General features: G+C 70.3%; 11 protein-coding genes and 1 pseudogene. 11 read left to right on the top strand and 1 reads right to left on the bottom strand.

Going from position 1 to position 16,667, the window contains the following annotated elements; all coding sequences use genetic code 11:
* Nucleotides 1–51: 51 nt before the first annotated feature.
* From ACLQ27_RS24885 to ACLQ27_RS24870, 4 genes are read left to right on the top strand one after another with little or no spacing between them, the layout of a single operon-like run.
* Nucleotides 52–1,080 (top strand): zinc-dependent alcohol dehydrogenase, encoded by a 1,029-nt coding sequence (locus ACLQ27_RS24885; RefSeq protein WP_234584012.1) that lies wholly within the window; start codon nucleotides 52–54, stop codon nucleotides 1,078–1,080.
* A complete protein-coding gene (locus ACLQ27_RS24880; RefSeq protein WP_357489698.1) occupies nucleotides 1,077–1,838 on the top strand; it encodes an SDR family NAD(P)-dependent oxidoreductase in 762 nt (253 codons plus the stop codon). The genes ACLQ27_RS24885 and ACLQ27_RS24880 overlap by 4 nt, the downstream gene beginning before the upstream one ends.
* On the top strand, nucleotides 1,835–2,713 hold the full coding sequence (locus ACLQ27_RS24875) for an amidohydrolase family protein (protein WP_357489700.1): 879 nt from the start codon (nucleotides 1,835–1,837) through the stop codon (nucleotides 2,711–2,713). Before ACLQ27_RS24880 ends, ACLQ27_RS24875 begins: the two co-directional genes overlap by 4 nt.
* On the top strand, nucleotides 2,710–3,684 hold the full coding sequence (locus tag ACLQ27_RS24870; RefSeq protein ID WP_357489702.1) for an aldo/keto reductase: 975 nt from the start codon (nucleotides 2,710–2,712) through the stop codon (nucleotides 3,682–3,684). The genes ACLQ27_RS24875 and ACLQ27_RS24870 overlap by 4 nt, the downstream gene beginning before the upstream one ends.
* Nucleotides 3,685–3,767: 83 nt before the next feature.
* Here the strand turns inward: ACLQ27_RS24870 and ACLQ27_RS24865 are convergent, their stop codons facing one another.
* A complete protein-coding gene (locus ACLQ27_RS24865) occupies nucleotides 3,768–7,319 on the bottom strand; it encodes a ThuA domain-containing protein (RefSeq protein ID WP_357489703.1) in 3,552 nt (1,183 codons plus the stop codon).
* Nucleotides 7,320–7,842: 523 nt separating this feature from the next.
* Between ACLQ27_RS24865 and ACLQ27_RS24860 the strand changes: the two genes are divergently transcribed.
* From ACLQ27_RS24860 to ACLQ27_RS24830, 7 genes and pseudogenes are all read left to right on the top strand, one after another.
* Nucleotides 7,843–9,354 (top strand): sugar ABC transporter ATP-binding protein, encoded by a 1,512-nt coding sequence (locus tag ACLQ27_RS24860; RefSeq protein WP_425868895.1) that lies wholly within the window; start codon nucleotides 7,843–7,845, stop codon nucleotides 9,352–9,354.
* 175 nt (nucleotides 9,355–9,529) lie between these two features.
* Nucleotides 9,530–10,504 carry an ABC transporter permease gene (locus tag ACLQ27_RS24855; RefSeq protein ID WP_357489706.1) on the top strand — a complete coding sequence of 325 codons (975 nt, stop codon included), beginning with the start codon at nucleotides 9,530–9,532 and terminating at the stop codon, nucleotides 10,502–10,504.
* Nucleotides 10,505–10,506: 2 nt separating this feature from the next.
* Nucleotides 10,507–11,484 (top strand): ABC transporter permease, encoded by a 978-nt coding sequence (locus tag ACLQ27_RS24850; protein WP_425868893.1) that lies wholly within the window; start codon nucleotides 10,507–10,509, stop codon nucleotides 11,482–11,484.
* A gap of 10 nt (nucleotides 11,485–11,494) precedes the next feature.
* Nucleotides 11,495–12,679, top strand: coding sequence for a substrate-binding domain-containing protein (locus ACLQ27_RS24845; RefSeq protein WP_357489708.1), 1,185 nt, complete (start codon nucleotides 11,495–11,497; stop codon nucleotides 12,677–12,679).
* 6 nt (nucleotides 12,680–12,685) lie between these two features.
* Nucleotides 12,686–13,537: a sugar phosphate isomerase/epimerase family protein gene (locus ACLQ27_RS24840; protein ID WP_425868891.1), complete on the top strand. Its 852-nt coding sequence runs from the start codon at nucleotides 12,686–12,688 to the stop codon at nucleotides 13,535–13,537.
* Nucleotides 13,538–13,640: 103 nt separating this feature from the next.
* On the top strand, nucleotides 13,641–16,037 hold the full coding sequence (locus ACLQ27_RS24835) for an RICIN domain-containing protein (RefSeq protein ID WP_425868889.1): 2,397 nt from the start codon (nucleotides 13,641–13,643) through the stop codon (nucleotides 16,035–16,037).
* A 168-nt stretch (nucleotides 16,038–16,205) separates the two neighbouring features.
* Nucleotides 16,206–16,607: pseudogene (locus ACLQ27_RS24830) on the top strand (hypothetical protein); the annotation flags it as partial.
* Nucleotides 16,608–16,667: the final 60 nt, after the last annotated feature.

Below are 16,667 nucleotides of genomic sequence, written 5' to 3'. Positions count from 1 at the left end.
GCCCCTGGCGTACGCACCCGTACGAACCAACGACGTTGAGACGGAGCAGCAGTGAAGGCAGTTGTCTACCGGGGTGCGCGTGATCTCGGAATCGAGGACCGTGCCCCAGAACCGCCGGGCCCCGGCCAGGTGCGGATCGCGGTGGCGTACACCGGGATCTGCGGCACGGACCTGCACATCTTCCACGGCGACATGGACGCCCGGGTGGGCGCGTCGGCGGTGATCGGCCACGAGATGTCGGGCCGGGTCGCCGCGCTGGGCGACGGCGTCACCGGGCTGACCGTCGGGCAGCCCGTCACCGTGATGCCGACCCGCGCCTGCGGGCGGTGCCCGGCGTGCCGCCGCGGCAATTCGCACATCTGCCACGCGATGGACTTCCTCGGCATCGACTCGCCCGGCGCGATGCAGTCGTCGTGGACGGTGCCGGCCGAGTTGGTGCTTGCGCTCCCCGACGATCTGCCGCTGGACCACGCGGCGCTGGTCGAGCCGGTCGCGGTGGCGGTGCACGACGTCGGACGGGCGAAGGTGACGTCCGGAGAGCACGTGGTGGTCGTCGGCGGCGGTCCGGTGGGCGTCCTCATCGCGGCCGTCGCCCGGGCGCGCGGGGCCGAGGTCCTGCTCGTGGAACCGGACGGCTTCCGGCGCGGAGTCGCGTCGGGGATCGGGATCGAGGCCGTGGACCCGGGGCCGACCGATGTGGTGGCGCTCGTGAACGAGCGGACCGGGGGCGCGGGCGCGGATGTCGCGTTCGAGGTGTCCGGTTCCGCCGCCGGGGTCGGCACGGCCGTGGATGTGCTGACCACCCGGGGCCGGCTGGTGATGGTGGCGATCCACCCGCAGCCGCGTCCGGTCAACCTGCACCGGTTCTTCTGGCGGGAGCTGGAGTTGCTGGGCGCGCGGTTGTACCAGCGCGAGGACGTGGTGGAGGCGATCCGGCTGGTCGCGGCCGGCGTCATCCCGGCCCGGGAGCTGATCTCCCGGGTGCTGCCCGTGGCCGGTGTCACGGACGCGTTCACGGCTCTGGAGGGTGGCGGCGGCGTCATGAAGGTGCTGCTCGACTGGCGGGAGGAGGGCCGATGAGCGCCCTGTTCGACCTGACCGGACGTACCGCGCTGGTGACCGGCGCACGGCGGGGGATCGGCCTGGCGATGGCGGAGGCCCTGGCGGTGGCCGGCGCGGACATCATCGGGGTGTCGGCGCAGATGGAGTCCGCGGGCAGTGAGGTGCAGCGGCGGGTCGAGGCGGCGGGTCGCCGGTTCACCGGCATCCGCACGGACCTGGGTGACCGGGCCGCGGTGTACCGGTTGGCCGAGGAGGCCGCGGCGGTGGCGCCGGTGGACATCCTCGTGAACAACGGCGGCACGATCGCCCGGGCGCCGGCCGCCGAGCACCCCGACGAGATGTGGGACCGGGTGGTGCAGGTGAACCTGTCCAGCCAGTTCGTGTTGAGCCGGGAGATCGGTCGGCGGATGGTCGACAGTGGCCGCGGAAAGATCATTTTTACCGCCTCGCTGCTGAGCTTCCAGGGCGGCATCAACGTCGCGAGCTACACCGCGGCGAAGTCCGGCCTCGCCGGGCTGACCAAGGCCCTGTCCAACGAGTGGGCGGGCAGAGGGGTGAACGTCAACGCGATCGCGCCCGGGTACATCGCCACCGACAACACCCAGGCGCTCCGCGACGACCCCGCCCGCAACGACGCGATCGTGGGCCGGATCCCGGCCGGCCGGTGGGGACGCGCCGACGACCTGGCCGGCGCCACCGTGTTCCTGGCCGCCGCGGCCTCGGACTACGTGCACGGCACGGTCCTGCCCGTCGACGGCGGCTGGTTGGGCCGATGACGTATCCCTCGCCGGCCGGGCGCCCCGGCATCGTCGACGCCCACCACCACCTCTGGGTCCGTGCCCGTCACCCGCAACCCTGGATCGACCCGGACACGATGGCGGCGATCGACAACGACTTCACCCCGGCGGATCTCGCCCCGGCGGCACGCGCCGCGGGCGTCACCGAGACCGTCGTCGTGCAGTCCATCGCCTCCGTGGCGGAGACGGAGCACCTGCTGGGCATCGCGGCCGACGACCCGCTCATCAGCGGGGTCGTCGGCTGGGTGAACCTCACCGCCGACGACATCGACGAGCGCCTCGACCGGCTCCGCGCGGTACGCGGCGGCGAGCGGTTGGTGGGCATCCGGCACCTGGTCCAGTCCGAACCCGACCCGGCGTACCTCGACCGACGCGACGTCCGGCGGGGCATCGCGGCGGTCGGCGCGGCCGGCCTCGCCTACGACCTGCTGGTCCGCGACCACCAACTGCCGGCGGCCACCCGGCTCGTCCGCGACCTGCCCGAGGTGTCGTTCGTCCTGGATCACCTCGCCAAACCGGCGCTCGGCGCGGGGGGCCTCGGCGACTGGCCGGCCAACCTGCGGGCGCTCGCCGCCGAGCCGAACGTCACCGCGAAGCTCTCCGGCCTGGTGACCGAGGTGGACGGATCGTCCTGGACGGCCGACGACCTGCGGCCCGCCGTCGACCACGCGCTCGACGTGTTCGGCCCGCAACGGCTCATGTTCGGCTCGGACTGGCCGGTGTGCCTGCTCGCCAGCTCCTACACCCGCTGGGTCGCCGTACTCGCCGACCTGGTGGCACCACTCGGTGACGAGGAGCAGGCGGCGATCTGGCGGGAGACCGCGCACCGTGCGTACCGGCTGGAGGCGTCATGACGGCCCGAGCGCTGCCCCGCCGCCCGGCGGTCCGCCTCACCGAGCTGGGCTTCGGCGCGGCGCAGGGTGGCAACCTGTACCGGGGGACGTCCGACGACGAGTTCGCCGCGGCTGTCGACGCCGCCTGGGCCGCCGGCATCCGGTACTTCGACACGGCGCCGCACTACGGCCTCGGCCTGTCCGAACGGCGCCTCGGCGCCGCGCTGCGGTCCCGGCCGCGCGACGAGTACGTGGTGTCGACGAAGGTCGGGCGGCTGCTCGTACCCTCGCCGGAGACCGCGGGGGAGCGCGACTCGGAGGGCTTCGACGTGCCGGCCGACCTGCGGCGGGTCTGGGACTTCAGCCGCGACGGCGTACGCCGGTCGTTGGAGGCCAGCCTGGAGCGCACCGGCCTGGACCGCGTCGACGTGGTGTACCTGCACGACCCGGACGAGCACTGGGAGCAGGCGGCCACCGAGGCGGTACCCGCGCTGGTGGAGCTGCGCGACCAGGGCGTCATCGGCGCGATCGGGGCCGGCATGAACCAGTCGGCGATGCTGGCCCGGTTCGTCCAGGAGACCGACATCGACGTGGTCATGTGCGCCGGCCGCTACACCCTTCTCGAACAGGGCGCGCTCGACGACCTGCTACCCGCCGCGCAGGCCCGTGGGGTCGGCGTGGTGATCGCCGGGGTCTACAACTCGGGGCTGCTGGCCCGCGACCAGCCGCCGGCCGACGCGGTCTACAACTATCAGCAGGCGCCGCCGGAGCTGATCGAGCGGGCGCGGCGGATCGCGGCGGTCTGTCAGGCGTACGGCGTCACCCTCCCGCAGGCGGCGTTGGCGTTCGTCCGCCGGCATCCGGCGGTGGTCTCGACAGTGGTCGGCGTGCGCGACGCGGCCCAGGTGACCGAGACCCTGCGCCGGTCCGACGCGGACGTGCCGGAGCAGCTCTGGGCGGCGCTGCGCGACGCCGGGCTGCTCGGCGGGTGACGACACACCCGTGAACGCGGTGCGCCGGCCACCCGATCCTGCGATCGGGTGGCCGGCGTCCTGTCGGAGCTACCGTCCGGTCGCTAGACCGCGCTGAACCGCCACTGCTGGTTGGTGGCGCTGTGGCAGCCCCACTGCAGCAGCCGGGCCCCGTCGGCAGTCGAGGCGCCGTTGACGTCCAGGCAGAGCCCGCTCAGCGCGCTCTTGACCGTGTAGATCCCGGCGGTGCCGGTCGCCGTCACGGTGAACTTCTGCTGGTTGGCGTTGGTGCAGGTGCTGTGTTGCAGGAAGGCGCCCTGTGCGGTCGACCCGCCGGTGACGTCGAGGCACTTGCCGCTGTGCACCGCCTTGAGGTAGACGGCGCCGCCACCGGCGTCCACCGCCTGCCACTTCTGGTTGTTGCCGCCGGTGGCCGCCCACTGCACGACCTGGGCGCCGTCGGCGGTGGAGTTGCCGCTGACGTCCATCAGCTTGCCGCTGTGCTGCGCCGTGAGGGTCCAGGTGCGGCCGGCGATTCCTCCGCCGTCGGTGCCGGGGACCCCTACGCCGTTGCCGCCGAAGGTGAACGCGTCGAGGTCGAACCAGTTGGACGAGCTGCCCTTGAACACCATGTAGAGGGTGTGCGTCCCGGACAGGGCCGCGACGCTGACCGCCGGCGTGGACTGGTAGTTGTCCCAGCCGCCGGTGCTGGGCACCGTCGTGGTGGCCAGGAGGGTGCCGGTCGGCGAGTCGGCCCGCAGCTCGATGGAACCACCACCGCTCGGTGACGACAGCCGGTAGCTGACGTTGCTGATGCCCGACAGGCTCATCGGGTTGAACGCCACCCAGTCGTTGTTGGAGATGTCACCGACACGCTTGCCGCTCTCCGCGGCGCTCTGGTCGACGACCCGGACGCCGGACTGGCTGCTGAAGTACTCGGCCTGCTTGTGCTTGGGCTGCAGGATCGCCGTCGCGTAGCCGGTCAGCGGCGCCGCGCCACCCGAGCCACCGTCGTCGGTGTAGCGGGCGTTGAGCACGTAGTACAGGTTCGCCCCTTCGGGGTGCCCACCGAGCAGGTCGGTGGAGATGGTGCCCGAGCAACCGGGGTACTCGGTGGTCTCGTGCGCGTGGTCGTCGTGTCCCAGAGCCGGGTTGACGAACACCTTGGTGCAGTCGATGGCCGCGCCGCCGGGGTCGGAGACACTGACCGTGTACGAGACCTTGTCGCCGAAGTTCAGCATGCCGCCGTTGGGCGGCACGTTGATGGTGACCACCGGGGCGGTGTTGCCGACGGTGATCTGCACGTTGGCGAAGCCGGTCTTGCCGGTGTTGTCGGTGACCTTCAACTGCGCCGTGTAGTTGCCGTTGGTGGTGTAGGTGTGTGCCGGGTTGGCCGCCGTGGACGTGCCGCCGTCACCGAAGGTCCACTGGTAGCTGAGGGTGTTGCCGGCGTCCGGGTCCGCCGTGCCGGCGCTGCTGAACTGGACGGTCAGCGGGGCGCTGCCGCTGGTGGGCGTGCCGACGGCCTTCGCGATCGGTGAACGTCCACCCTGGATGTAGTCGATGCGGTAGAGCCCCGAGTCGTTGTTGCCGCCGCCGAAGTTGGAACCCCACTCCAGCAGGTACAGCGAGCCGTCCGGGCCGAACTCCATGTCCATCGGTTTGTTGAAGTTGCCGCCGGGCATGAACGAGTTGGTCCGGGTGACAGCCGTCGACGAGTCGAAGTGCGTTTCCTTGATGAAGTTGCGCGACCACTCGTAGAAGAAGTGCACGCCGTCGTAGTAGGCCGGGAACTTCGTCGCCGAGGGGTTCGCCGCGTTGTAGCGGTAGACCGGCCCACCCATCGGCGCCGACCCGCCGGAGCCCAGCTCCGGGAAGGTCGTCGACGCGGGGTAGCCGTACCAGATGTTGGGCGCGACGATCGGCTTGAGGTTGACCAGGCCGGTGTTGTTGGGCGAGTTGTTGACCGGGGCGTTGCAGTTGAACTTCGCCCCGACGACGCCGGTGTCCGGGTTGAACGGCGCGTACGGCTGGTTGTTGCCGTGACAGAAGGGCCAGCCGTAGTTGCCGGCTGCCTTGATCACGTTGAGTTCGACGAGCCCCTCAGGGCCCCGGTTGGTCGTCGGCGGGTTGCGGTCGGGGCCGTAGTCGGCCAGGTAGACCCAGCCGGTGGCGGGGTCGATCGAGAAGCGGAACGGGTTACGGAAGCCCATGGCGTAGACCTCGGGCCGGGTCTGCGCGGTGCCCTGGGGGTAGAGGTTGCCCGTCGGGATGGTGTAGCCACCGGTGGCCGACGGCTTGATGCGCAGCAGCTTGCCGCGCAGGTCGTTCGTGTTGCCGGCGGAGCGGGCGGCGTCCAGGTTGGACTTGCCGGACCGCCAGTCCAGCGGGGCGTACCCCTGCCAGTTCGGGTCGAGGTTGGGCGGCGTGTCGTCGCCGGTGCCGATGTAGAGGTTGCCGTCCGGGCCGAACTCGATGTAGCCGCCGGTGTGCCCGGGCTCGGCGAAGGTCCGGTCCCGGTACGCGGGGATGTCGATGATCCGGGCCTCGGTGGACAGGTTCAGGGTGTCACCGGTGAGCGTGTAGCGGGACACCCGGTTGACGTCGGTCGTGCTGCTCGCCGGCGAGTGGTAGACGTACACGTATCCGTTGCTGGCGAAGGCCGGGTCTATCGCGACGCCGGTGAGACCGTCCTCACCGCCGGTGTAGACGCTCAGCGTGGCGGCCGTGACGGTGCTGTTGGTGCTCGGCTTGAAGATCTTGACCTGGCCGCCCCGCTGGACGTAGAGCACGCGGCCGTCCGGCAGCACTGCCAGCGCCATCGGGTCGGCGGTGTTGTCGTCCAGGGTGCGCTTCTCGAAGTTGCTCCAGACGGTGCCGCCGCAGTCCCCGGGCTGGTTGCCGGCCGCCCACTTGACGCCACCGAGGACGTGGTTGCGGAAGTTCGTCTCGCTGTACGACTCGATCGCGTGGCCCATCGCGGTGGCCCACACCCGGCCGCCGCCGGCGTTGCGGCACCACGAGATCGGGTGGTCCGGGCCCATCGCCCGCGAGCCCGGGTTGTACGTGCGCTCGTCGGCGGTCACCAGGACGTGCACGTTGCCCCGCGGGTTGGAGTCGAAGTTGTACCACTCCTCGCTGCGGCTCCAGCGGTCCGGCAGGCCGACCGTCGACGGGTGCTGCTTGTCGGCGACGATGGCCGTGCCGGCGAGCACGCCGGGGGAGTGCTCGGGCATGTGAGCGCCGCCGTTGATGGTCTGGTCCCACCACGGGTACTCGGACTCGATGCCCATGTCGGTGGCGTTGTGCACGCCCACGATGCCCTTGCCGCTGGCGAGGTAGCCCTCGATGGCCTGGCGCTGCGAGGCCGAGGTCCAGACCATGCCGGAGGTCTGGAACATGATGACGACGTCGAAGGTGGCGAGGTTGGCGGGCGTGAAGACGCTCGCGTCCTCGGTCTGCACCAGCTCGAAGTTGTTCGCGGCCGCCTGCTGCTGGAACATCGAGATTCCGGCGGGGATCGAGTCGTGCCGGTAGCCGACGGTCTTGGTGAACAACAGGGCGCGGAAGGCCGGGGCGGCCGACGCCGGCGGGGCCAGGCCGAGCGCCAGTAACAGGCCGACGATCATTCCGATGAGGATTGTGGGGCGACGCATGCCGTCTCCTAGGTCTGGGCGGGCAACTCCGATTGCGAGCACGGGTCCGGCACGCGCCAGGTTGTGCCTGGGCGCGCGTGGGCCACGGGTGTGCTGGTCGCGGTCGTCGTGCCGTCCGCCGAAACGGCAGTCAGCCCCGCAGGACGTCACACAGCGTGACGTGGGCTGTGGTCTCGTCCATGGTCTGCGAGGTCAGGATGAGCTATTGATCGATGGGTGTCAATGTAACGTCGGGCGTCGGATGTTACTCCCCAGTAGGGGTGCCCGGGCCTGACGTGCCCGAGCCAACACTCGCGCCGATCGAGTGCCGGGCCTGGCAGTCGCTGCAGATCGAGGATTGCGGACCCGCATCCAAACATCTATCTTCATACGTGTGATGTTTCCTCGATGTCAAGGAAATGTTTGCACCATAAAAACGCAAGTTCCGCTGAGACCTGCGAAAGTGCGTCGCTCAGCGCATCGAACGGCCTACCGGCCGGTGTACGGATCTCATCGATGACTACTATCTGTAAGGGCTATCGGGATGGCAGATCCACAACCGGCGCCGCTGCTGGCCCTGCGGGGCATCGGCAAGTCGTTTCTCGGGGTGCGCGTCCTCGAGGGCGTCGACCTCGACGTGGCACCGGGCGAGGTCCACGCGGTCGTCGGTGAGAACGGCGCCGGCAAGTCGACGCTCATGAAGATCGTCTCGGGTGGGTACGCCCCGGACGAGGGCACCGTCGAGTTCGCCGGTCAACCGCGCGTGTTCCACGGCCCCCGCGACGCGCAGCGGGCCGGCGTCGGCATCATCCACCAGGAGTTCAACCTCCTGCCCGAGCGCACTGTCGCGGACAACGTCTACCTGGGTCACGAACCGGTCCGGCGCGGGCTGGTCGACCGCCGCGAGATGCTGGACCGCACCCGGCGCCTGCTCGCCTCGATCGGGGAGACCGCGCTGCCGGCCGACTCCCGGGTGGGGCAGCTCGGCGTCGCTCAGCAGCAGGTCGTCGAGATTGCCAAGGCGCTCGCTCTGGACGCGCGGCTGCTCATCATGGACGAGCCGACCGCCGCGCTGGCAGACCAGGAGGTCGAGCTGCTCTACGGGCTGGTCCGCCGGCTCCAGGAACGCGGCATCGGCCTTCTCTACGTCTCGCACCGGCTCACCGAGGTCTTCGACCTGTCCAGCCGGATCACGGTTCTCAAGGACGGCCGCCGGGTGACGACCCTGGATACCGCGCGGACCAACACGGACGAGCTGGTGCGGCACATGGTCGGCCGTGAGCTGTCCAACTACTACCCGCAGCGGGCCGACCCTGCCGACCGTGGGCCGGTGCGACTCACCGTCCGCGGCGGGGGCAACCGGAAGCTGCGGGGTGTGGACCTGGAGTTGCGCGCCGGCGAGGTGCTCGGCGTCGGCGGCCTGCAGGGTTCGGGACGATCGGCGCTGGCCCGTGCGCTCTTCGGGGTGGCCCCGTTCACGACCGGTGACGTCGAGCTCGACGGCGAGCCGGTGCGGCTGCGCTCGCCGCGTGCCGCAATGCGGGCGGGCATCGCGTACGTCACCGAGGACCGCAAGGGTGAGGGCATCGTGGCCCGGCAGTCGGTGCTGGACAATGCTCTGCTCGCCAGCCGGGCCGTGTTCGCGGCACGGTCCGGTCGTGCCGCCCGCACCGCACGGGTGCGTGAGCTGCTCGACGCCGTGGAGGTCCGTGCCGCCGGCGACGACCAGGAGATCCGCTTCCTCTCCGGCGGCAACCAGCAGAAGGTCGTCCTGGCCCGATGGCTCGCGCTGACACCCCGGATCCTGCTCTTCGACGAGCCGACCCGGGGCATCGACGTGGGCGCGAAGTCGGCCATCCACGATCTCGTCCGCCGCCTCGCGACTGACGGCGCGGCCGTTCTGATGATCTCGTCCGAGCTGCCGGAGCTGCTCGGCATGAGCGACCGGATAGTCGTCCTGCGCGACGGCCGGATCGCGGGCGAGCTGCCGGCCGCCGCGACCGAGGAGGACGTCGTCGCCCTCGCGGTCGGCGCCGTCCGGGAGGCCGCCGCGTGAGCGCGAGAAATGAGCCGGTCCTGCAGGCCCCGCAGTCGCGAATGGAGACGGCCCCGATGAGCGCGAGGAGTGAGCCGGGTTTGCGAGCCCCGCAGTCGCGAATGGAGATGGCTCCGATGAGCGTGAGGAGTGAGCCGGGTTTGCGAGCCCCGCAGTCGCGAATGGAGGCAGCTCCGTGACCGCCCTCTCGCTTCGTCCGGCCCGGCATGCCGTGCCGGGCGTGTTCGTGGCCCTGGCCCTCACCCTGGTCATCGGCTGGCTGGTCGTCATGCTCGACGGCGGCCAGCTCTTCAACCAGTCGACGACGGTGAGTCTGCTGCACGTCGCCGCCGGCCTCGGGCTCGTCGCCGTCGGGCAGACCCTTGTCATTCTCGGCGGTTCGCTCGACCTCTCCGTGGCGTACGTGATCAGCCTGAGCACCCTCGTGGCGGCCGAGGCGATGAACGGCAGCGACGGCGCGTTGCTTCCGGCGATCGGGCTTGCGCTCGCGGTCAGCGCCGCAATCGGGCTGCTCAACGGCGTGCTCGTCACCAAACTGCGGATCAACGCGTTCATCGCGACCCTCGGCGTCGGGTTGCTGCTCAAGGGCTACCTCGACAACGGTTACGACGGTCCGGCCGGCGAAAGTGCGCCGGCTCTCGTGCGGACCCTCGGGTACCAGCGGATCGGGCCGGTCCCGGTGTCCTTTCTGTTGCTGCTCGCCGTGACCGCGGCGGCCTGGTTCGCCCTGTCGCGTACCCGCTTCGGTCACCACCTGGTCGCGGTCGGCGGCGACCCGGAGGTCGCCCGGCTCTCCGGCGTCCGCAACGACCGGGTCCTCATCACCGCCCACGTGTTGTGTTCCCTCTGCGCCGGCCTGGCCGGCGTCTATCTGGCCAGTCGACTCGGCTCCGGCGCCCCCCGGGTGGGCACCGAGGGGCTCTACGACCTGGAGTCGATCGCCGCGGTGGTCCTCGGCGGCACCGCCCTCGCGGGTGGGCGCGGGGGAGTGCTCGGCACGATCGGGGGCGTGCTGCTGCTCGCCAGCATCGACGCGGTGTTCAACCAGCTCGAGGTTGACGCGTTCTTCAAGCAGGTGATCCGCGGCGTGATCATCATCGCCGCGGTCGCCGTCTACGCCCGACGGGCCATGCGAAAGGCGGGGTCCTGACCATGCGGGTCGCCGAACGTCGTCCGCTGCCGCTGCGGATCCGCACCGACGGGATCGCGCCGATCGTCGCGCTCCTGGTGGTGCTGCTGATCCTCGTGGCGTTCGTCCAGCCCGACTTCCTCGCGCCGTCGTCGCTGATGTCGTTCCTCGGGCGCTCCGCGCCGATCATCCTGCTCGCCGCCGGTCAGTACTTCGTGATCGTCTGCGGGGAGTTCGACCTCTCCGTCGGCTCCCTGGTCACGGCGCAGGTCGTCGTCGCCGCCCGGCTCATCGACAGCGATCCGTCGCACACCTGGCCGGTGGTCGCGCTGCTGCTCGTCGGCGGCGCGCTCGTCGGGCTGGTCAACGGTCTGGTCACGACGGTGCTGCGGGTGCCGTCCTTCATCACGACCCTCGGCATGTTCCTGATCCTCGTCGGCGCCGTGTACCTGTGGTCCGACGGCGCTCCGAAGGGCGGGCTCTCCGAGGAGTTCCGCCGCTTCGGGCGACGGGCCATCGAGGACGTGCCGCTGCTGGGCCGCATTCCGTACGCGCTGCTCGTCCTGGTGGTCGTCGCGGCGATCGCCGTCGTGCTGACGCGCTCCGACTTCGGTCGCACGCTGGTCGCGGTCGGGGACAATCCGCGCACCGCCGAGCTGAGCGGCGTGCGGGTCGCGCGCACCAAGACGATCGCGTTCATGCTCAGCGGCCTCGCGGCGGCGGTCGCGGCGATCCTTCTGGGCGGGTACAGCGGTGTGTCGTTCCAGGCCGGCGTCGGGCTGGAGTTCGGGGCGATCACCGCGGTCGTGCTCGGCGGGGTCGCCCTCGGTGGGGGCCGTGGCTCGGTCGTCGGGGCGATGCTCGGTGCCCTGACCCTCGAGACGCTCTTCGCGCTGATGAATTTCACCGGCGTCTCCGGTGCCCACAGATCGACCGTCCAGGGCGTGATCATCCTGCTCGCCGTGGCGGTCTCGTCCCTGCGTTCCTCCTCCTCCAGATAAAGGTGATTCGATGAGACGATCCATGACCGCCCTGGCCGCGGCGAGCGTCCTGGTGCTCGCGGGATGCGCCACCGACGAGCCGACGGCGTCACCGTCGGGCACCGCCTCCGCGGCGGCCGGTTCGGGCACCGGGGAGCAGTCCAAGTTCTTCGTGCAGGCCGACTACGACAACGAGTTGGCCCTGCTCGACGCCGCCCCCACCGGGCCGGCCGACAAGCCGTGGGAGCAGGTGCTCAACCCGAAGATGGTGGACACCGCGAAGTTCAAGAAGCCCGGCAAGCACAAGATCTGCTTCTCCAACGCGGCGCTGAACAACCCCTGGCGGCAGGTCGGGTTCAAGACCATGCAGGCCGAGGTCGAGGCGCAGCGGAGCCGGATCAGCGAGTTCGTGCACGTCGACGCCGAGGGCAAGGACCAGAAGCAGATCGCCGACATCAACGACCTGCTCGGCAAGAAGTGCGACGCCCTCATCGTCTCGCCGAACACCACCGCCACGCTCACCCCGGCCGTCGAGGCCGCCTGCCAGGCGGGCCTTCCGGTGGTCGTCTTCGACCGGGGGGTCAACACCACCTGCCCGGTGACCTTCATCAACCCGGTGGGCGGCTACGGCTTCGGCCACGTGGGCGCGGAGTTCGTCAGCCAGAAGATGAAGCCCGGCGGAAAGCTGCTGGCCCTGCGCATCCTGCCCGGCGTCGACGTGCTGGAGACCCGCTGGTCCGCCGCGAAGATCGCGCTGGACAAGGCGAAGGTCGACGTCGTCGGCGTGGAGTTCACCGACGGCGACCCGGCCAAGACCAAGAAGATCGTCAACGACTACATCCAGCGGTACGGCACGATCGACGGCGTCTGGATGGACGCCGGAGCGGTAGCCGTGGCGGCGGTCGAGGCGTTCCAGGACGCCGGCAAGCCCGTACCGCCGATGAACGGCGAGGACCAGCTGGACTTCCTGAAGCTGTGGAAGGACAAGAAGCTCACCGCCATCGCGCCGACCTACCCGACGTACCAGTGGCGAACGCCGATCATCGCCGCGCTGAACATCCTCGACGGAACCCAGGTCTCCAACCCGTGGAAGCTGCCGCAGCCCACGGTCACCCAGGACAACCTGGACCAGTACCTCGACCCGAGCATGCCGCCGCTGCACTACGCGATGTGCGGCTGCCGTGACCTGCCCGGCTACCCGCAGCGCTGGAAGTAGGTTGCGGTGTACGCCATTGGCGTCAACCCCTGGGTGTGGGCCTCGCCGGTCGACGACGAGGCCCTCGCCCGGTTGATCCCGCGGATCGCCTCCTTCGGGTTCGACGCGGTCGAACTGCCGATCGAGCAGCCCGGCGACTGGGATCCGGTCCGTACGCGGGACCTGCTGGCCGCGCACGGCCTCGTCGCGGCCGGGGTCTGCGCGGTGACCCCGCCCGGGCGGGACCTGGTGGATGCGACGCCGGCCGTCGTCGAGTCGACAGTCGCGTACCTCATGGGGTGTGTGGCGAGCGCGGCGGCCGTCGGTGCGCCGTGTGTCGGCGGCCCGGTGTACGCGTCGGTCGGCCGTACCTGGCGGATGTCGGCGGCGGCCCGCGCGGCCTGCTACGCCGACTTCCGGCGGGCCCTCGCGCCGGTCGCCGACCGGGCCGGCGAGTGCGGCGTGACCATCGGCGTCGAGGCGCTGAACCGCTACGAGACGAGCGTGGTCAACACCGTCGAGCAGACGATCGAGGCGATCGACGGCCTGCCCCCGAACGTCGGAATCATGATCGACACGTACCACATGAACATCGAGGAGGCCGACCCCTACGCGGCGCTCGCGCTGGCCGGCCCGCACATCAAGCACGTCCAGGTCAGCGGCACCGACCGCGGCGCACCCGGCGCGGACCACTTCGACTGGCCCCGTTTCTTCTCCGTCCTGCGGGGCACCGGTTACCAGGGCGCGGTCTGCATCGAGTCGTTCACGGCCGACAACGCGACAATCGCCACCGCGGCGTCGATCTGGCGGCCCCTGGCCCCCTCACAGGACCGCCTCGCCGTCGACGGCCTGCACCACCTACGGAAGGTCGTCGCCTGACCGGCGCCGGCACGTCCATGGTGTTAGCGCTAACGCCCACCCACCCGCCGAACCCGCCTCGTCGAGGCGTCCCCCCACCCCCACCACCTCAGGAGACTGTCCCGTGTCCGTCTCATCCACCTCTGTGGCGCGCAGGCTCTTCGCCGGCGCCGCCACGGCGGCACTGACCGCCCTGGTCGCCGTGACCGCCTCGGCCACACCGGCCTCCGCGGCGACCACCACCCTCTACGCGTCCCCGTCCGGCAGCGGCAGCACCTGCTCCGCCAGCCAGCCGTGCTCACTGGCCGGCGCGCAGGCCGCGGTACGCACGCTCAACAGCTCCATGTCCGGCGACATCGTCGTGGAACTGGCCGACGGCGTGTACCGGCTCACCTCGCCGATGCGGCTGACCGCCGCCGACTCCGGCACCAACGGCTACCGAGTGATCTGGCGGGCCGCCGCCTCGGCCCGCCCGACGATCAGCGGCGCCCGGGCGGTCACCGGGTGGTCGCTCGTCGACTCCGGAAAGAACATCTGGCGGGCCAGCGTCCCGGCCGGGCTCGACAGCCGCCAGCTCTACGTCAACGGCGCCGTCGCCACCCGGGCGCGTACGGCCGTGAACCGCGCCGACTTCACCTTCACCACGAGCGGCATGCGGTTCAGCAACAGCGCGCTGAGCTACCTGAACAACCTCGGCAACCAGAACCGGGTCGAGGTGGAGAGCGTCGGCTCGTTCACCGACCGGTACTCGCCGGTGCAGAGCATCAGCGGCAACTTCCTGACCATGCAGCAGCCGGCCTGGAACAACAACACGTTCGGCTTCGACACCCTGTCCCGCCCGCACCGGGCCGGCCCGTTCTACCTGGCCAACGCGTACGAGTTCCTCGACTCACCGGGCGAGTGGTATCTCAACCCCGGCAGCGGCCAGCTCAACTACATCCCGCTGGCCGGGCAGAGCATGAGCTCCGTGAGCGTGGAGCTGCCGCAACTGCAGTCCCTGGTCAACGTGGGCGGCACGTACGACGCGCCCGCGCACCACATCTCGTTCAGCGGGATCACCTTCACCGGCACCAGCTGGCTCGGCCCGAGCAGCAGCAACGGGTTCGCCGACCAGCAGACCGGCGCGCACATCGTCGGCACCTGGGCCCGTCCGTCCGACGCCCTGACCTCCTGCCAGGAGGGCTGCCCGCTGTTCGAGGCCACCCGCCCGAGCTGGGCCCAGATGCCGGCCGCCGTGCAGGTCTCGGCCGCCAACACCATCGCCTTCAGCGACTCGCAGTTCGTCAACCTGGGGCAGACGGCGATCGGTATCGGCAACGACGCCAACGCCCACGCCAGCGGCGTCGGCCTGGGAGCCAGCAACATCACGGTCACGCGCTCCGAGATCGCCCGCAACTCGGCCGGCGGCATCGTGGTCGGCGGTGTACGTGCCGACGCCCACCACCCCAGCGACCAGCGGATGGTCAACCGGAACATCACGATCAGCAACAACCGGGTGCACGACCTCGGTCTGGAGTACCGCGGCGTGGTCTCGATCCTGACCACCTACGTGAACACCGCGCTGGTCTCGCACAACGAGGTCTACAACATGCCGTACACCGGCCTGTCGGTCGGGTACGGCTGGGGCGCCAACGACGCCGGCGGCAGCAACCACTACGCCAACCGGGGTCTCTACAACTACCAGCCCCGCTACTCGACGGCCACCACCGCCGCCAACAACCAGGTCATCGGCAACTACATCCACGACGTGATGCAGCAGATGACCGACGGCGGGTGCATCTACACGCTGTCGGCGAACCAGGGCGGGACCATCAACGAGAACTACTGCCTGCGGACCAACGGCTGGTTCGGGCTCTACTTCGACGAGGGCTCGCGCTACTACACCGCCCGCAACAACGTGTTCTCCTCCACCGGCACCTGGGCCACCGCCAACTACTACTACGCCGAGAACATGGGCAACTTCACGGTCACCAACAACTGGTCGACCAACGGCAGCACGAACGTGACCAACGGCGACCGCGGCAACGTCGTCAACGGCAACGTCACGGTCTCGAACGGCAGTTGGCCGTCCGGCGCGCAGACGGTGATCAACTCTGCCGGCGTGCAGAGCGGCGGCAACACCAACCCGCAGAATGTCCAGCTCGTCGGCGTCCAGTCCGGGCGCTGCGCCGAGATCGGCAACTCCAGCACCACCAACGGGACGCAGGCCCAGCTCTGGGACTGCATCAGCGGCGCCGCCAACCAGCGGTGGACCCACACCGCGAGCCGGCAGCTGATGGTGTACGGCACCAAGTGCCTGGACGCCTCGGGTCAGGGCACCGCCAACGGCACCACAGTGGTGATCTGGGACTGCAACGGCCAGGCCAACCAGCAGTGGAACATCAACGCCAACGGCACGATCACGGGCGTGCAGTCGGGTCTGTGCCTGGACGCCAACGGCGCCGCGACGGCGAACGGCACGAAGCTCATCCTCTGGGCGTGCAACGGCGGCACCAACCAGCAGTGGCAGGTGCGTAGCTGACATCCGGTTCGCCCCGGCCGGCCGCACCCCGGCCGGCCGCACCCCGGCCGGGGCGCCCCGGCAGCAGGCCGCCGCAGATCGGGGCCCACCTTTGCTGCCGGTCATCGACCAGCAGATGTGTTAACGCTAACCCGAAACGGGGTACGCCCGCCCTCCGGGCGTACCCCGGCGTGTGCGCGGGCGAACGTGTTCCGGGCGGTGGCGGTGTTCAGCGGGGCCCAGCTCAGCGGGTGCAGCGGCGGCACCCAGCCCATCGCGTACTTCGGTCTGCACGGCATCACCGACTCGGTGCTCAACATCTCCTCGGGGCGGTCGTTGCGGGACACGTTCGTGCGCAACAACGGCTGCACGGCGCAGAGCCCGCGGGAGCCGGCCTCGGGCAGCCGCACGCACGTCACCACCGCGTACTCCGGATGCCGGGCCGGATATCCGGTGCAGTGGGCGGCGTTCGACAACGGCCACATGCCGGGGCCGGTTGACGGCTCGCCGCACGGGGCGGTCTCCGGTCCACGGGACCGGGGCCGCGCCGGTTCGCGTGCGGGGAGTACGTCGAGACATGGAAGTAGTTGAATTCGACGAAACGGCTCCGTAATATGACCGGCGTCTGCTGTTAACGCTAACAGTGGGCTC

Source organism: Micromonospora sp. DT63, from assembly GCF_049841615.1.
Classification (GTDB): domain Bacteria; phylum Actinomycetota; class Actinomycetes; order Mycobacteriales; family Micromonosporaceae; genus Micromonospora.
Note: the sequence above shows the minus strand (reverse complement) of the source record. Positions and strands in the feature narration are given on the sequence as shown.

Excerpts from the sequence above, each read along its gene's own strand:
- ACLQ27_RS24880 (WP_357489698.1), top strand. The coding sequence starts at position 1,077 with ATGAGCGCCCTGTTCGACCTGACCGGACGTACCGCGCTGGTGACCGGC.
- ACLQ27_RS24875 (WP_357489700.1), top strand. The coding sequence starts at position 1,835 with ATGACGTATCCCTCGCCGGCCGGGCGCCCCGGCATCGTCGACGCCCAC.
- ACLQ27_RS24870 (WP_357489702.1), top strand. The coding sequence starts at position 2,710 with ATGACGGCCCGAGCGCTGCCCCGCCGCCCGGCGGTCCGCCTCACCGAG.
- ACLQ27_RS24865 (WP_357489703.1), bottom strand. The coding sequence starts at position 7,319 with ATGCGTCGCCCCACAATCCTCATCGGAATGATCGTCGGCCTGTTACTG.
- ACLQ27_RS24860 (WP_425868895.1), top strand. The coding sequence starts at position 7,843 with ATGGCAGATCCACAACCGGCGCCGCTGCTGGCCCTGCGGGGCATCGGC.
- ACLQ27_RS24850 (WP_425868893.1), top strand. The coding sequence starts at position 10,507 with ATGCGGGTCGCCGAACGTCGTCCGCTGCCGCTGCGGATCCGCACCGAC.
- ACLQ27_RS24845 (WP_357489708.1), top strand. The coding sequence starts at position 11,495 with ATGAGACGATCCATGACCGCCCTGGCCGCGGCGAGCGTCCTGGTGCTC.